This window comes from Thioalkalivibrio halophilus (assembly GCF_001995255.1).
GTDB classification, from domain to species: Bacteria; Pseudomonadota; Gammaproteobacteria; order Ectothiorhodospirales; family Ectothiorhodospiraceae; genus Thioalkalivibrio; species Thioalkalivibrio halophilus.
Genome location: NZ_MUZR01000052.1, coordinates 300 through 2,634, shown reverse-complemented (window position 1 = coordinate 2,634; position 2,335 = coordinate 300). Strand labels below are relative to the sequence as shown.

Below are 2,335 nucleotides of genomic sequence, written 5' to 3'. Positions count from 1 at the left end.
GCCTCCGGCCGGCCTGCGCCCGGCTTTCCACCCAGCGCAGGCCGGCCGGAGGCCGTATCATCCACGTCCTCCACCCGGCCAAGCTCCGGATCCCGGTCGCGACGATCAGCCACCGTCACGCTCCAGGCGCCGCAGCCGTTGGGCTTCGTCACTGTCGGGGTAATCCTCGCGCAGGCGGTCGGCACAGGCGCTCGCGTTGCGATCCCGTCCCAGCGCCGTCTCCGACTGATAGCAAAGCAGCAGCGTCTCGGCGTTCTCGATGCCGCGACCGCTCAGCCGCTGCAGGAAGGCGCGCGTCTGCATCGGCTGGCCCGCCTGATAACTGACCGACGCCAGCTCGAGGAGCGCGCGCGGATTCTCCGGGCTGCGTTCCAGTGCATCCCGAAGGCGCTGCTCGGCACGCTCGTATTCACCCGCATCGGCGTAACAGGACCCCGAATTCAGGAGCGCAACATCGCGCCGGTCGTAATCCACGTTGTTGATCGCCTTGTCGAACAGCTCCTGGGCCCGCTCGAACTCGCCCTGGCGGCAGAGCATTGCGCCGGTGCTCACCTGGATGTGGGGATCGTCCGGGTCCTGCGCCAGCGCCACCTCGTAGTGCTCGACCGCCTCGTCGACCGCCCCCCGGCGTTCATACACCGTCGCCATCCCCAGATTGGCCATCGGATGCCGATGGTCGAACTCCAGCGCCCGCTTCAGGCTGCGTTCGGCCTGTTCCATTTCGCCTTCACGCAGGTAGCCGATGCCGAGCTCCGCATTGATATCCGCCGCTTCTTCGCCATCGCGACCCGTTTGCCGGTCCATCCCGGCACAACCCTGCAGCAATGCCACCACAACCAGCATTGCGGCCGCCTTCCCCTGCCAGCCACCGCGCATCATCACGATGCCCTCCGTTCGGTTCCCGGGATCTCCGCATGCAGACGGATCATGCGCATCCCGCGATTGGTACGGTCCTCCACCTGACCGACGAGCTGACCGCAGGCGGCGTCGATGTCATCGCCGCGCGTGCGCCGCACGGTGGTCACATAGCCGGCCTTCTGCAGCAGACGTTCAAAACGTTCGATGTCCGCCTCGGAGGGCCGGTCGAACGGCGCGCCCGGGAACGGATTGAACGGGATAAGATTGAGCTTGCACGGCAGCTCGCGCAGCAGCGCCGCGAGCTCGCGCGCATGCTCCGGCCGGTCATTGACCCCGGCCAGCAGCACGTATTCCACGGTAACCCCGCTGTGCGACCCCGTTGCTTCCACATACCGTCGGCAGGCGTCGATCAGCGGGGCAATCGGGTATTTCCGGTTGATCGGCACCAGCCGGTCCCGCAGCTCGTCATTGGGGGCATGCAGGCTCAGAGCCAGGGCGACATCGGTGTGCCCGGCCAGGCGGTCCAGCGCCGGCACCAGGCCCGAGGTGGACACCGTCACCCGCCGGCGGCTGAGGCCATAGGCATTGTCGTCGGTCATCAGCTGCAACGCCGGGACCACCGCATCGAAATTGGCCAGCGGTTCGCCCATGCCCATCATGACCACGTTGGTCACGGCGCGCGGACGCCCTTCGGGCGCCGGGAGGCGCTGCATGGCCAGCCACACCTGACCGATGATCTCGGCGCTGGTCAGATTGCGGTTGAACCCCTGCTGCGCGGTGGAGCAGAAGGTGCAGTCGAGGGCGCAGCCCACCTGAGAGGACACGCACAGCGTGCCGCGACCACTGTCGGGAATGTAAACGGTCTCGATGGCGTTGCCATCGGGGAGACGCAGCACCCATTTGACGGTGCCGTCGTCGGAGGTCTTTTCCAGCGCGACCTCGGGCGGCCGAATCTCCGCCTCACGCGCCAGTCGCTCGCGCAGCTTGCGCGAGACGTTGGTCATTGCGTCGAAGTCCGTGACCCCGTGCTGATGCATCCACTTCGCGACCTGGGTGGCGCGAAAGCTCGGCTCCCCCCATTCCCCGAACAGCTCCGAGAGCTGATCGCGGCTGTAACCCAGCAGGTTGACGGGGACGTGGTTGGGCAAGGACATTCTTACGACCGATTGGAGCGGATGCCACAGTGTACTTCGCCCGGGCACCGCATGCCTACAGGGCGACCCCCATCGGCAGGAGGCCGGCCCTCCGGCCGATCGGGCGCCAGGGGAACATCCTGTGCCCGGTCGGGCAACGCCGGGTCGGCCAGGGGGCTGGCCTCCTACGGGTCGAACCCTGCCCCGGCAGGAGGCCAACCCTCCGGCCGATTGTGCGTCCGGCGCACCTCCTGTGCCAGGTCGGGCCACGCCGGGTCGGCCAGGGGGCTGACCTCCTGCGGGTCGAACCCTGCCCCGGCAGGAGGCCGACCCTCCGGCCGATT

The 2,335-nt window shown here is 67.9% G+C and carries 2 protein-coding genes; both read right to left on the bottom strand.

Annotated elements, in window-relative coordinates; all coding sequences use genetic code 11:
* Positions 1-105 precede the first annotated feature (105 nt).
* Positions 106-879 carry a type IV pilus biogenesis/stability protein PilW gene (pilW, locus tag B1A74_RS11630; protein ID WP_018945663.1) on the bottom strand — a complete coding sequence of 258 codons (774 nt, stop codon included), beginning with the start codon at positions 877-879 and terminating at the stop codon, positions 106-108.
* A complete protein-coding gene (gene rlmN, locus B1A74_RS11625; protein ID WP_018945662.1) occupies positions 879-2,012 on the bottom strand; it encodes a dual-specificity RNA methyltransferase RlmN in 1,134 nt (377 codons plus the stop codon). Before rlmN ends, pilW begins: the two co-directional genes overlap by 1 nt.
* Positions 2,013-2,335 lie beyond the last annotated feature (323 nt).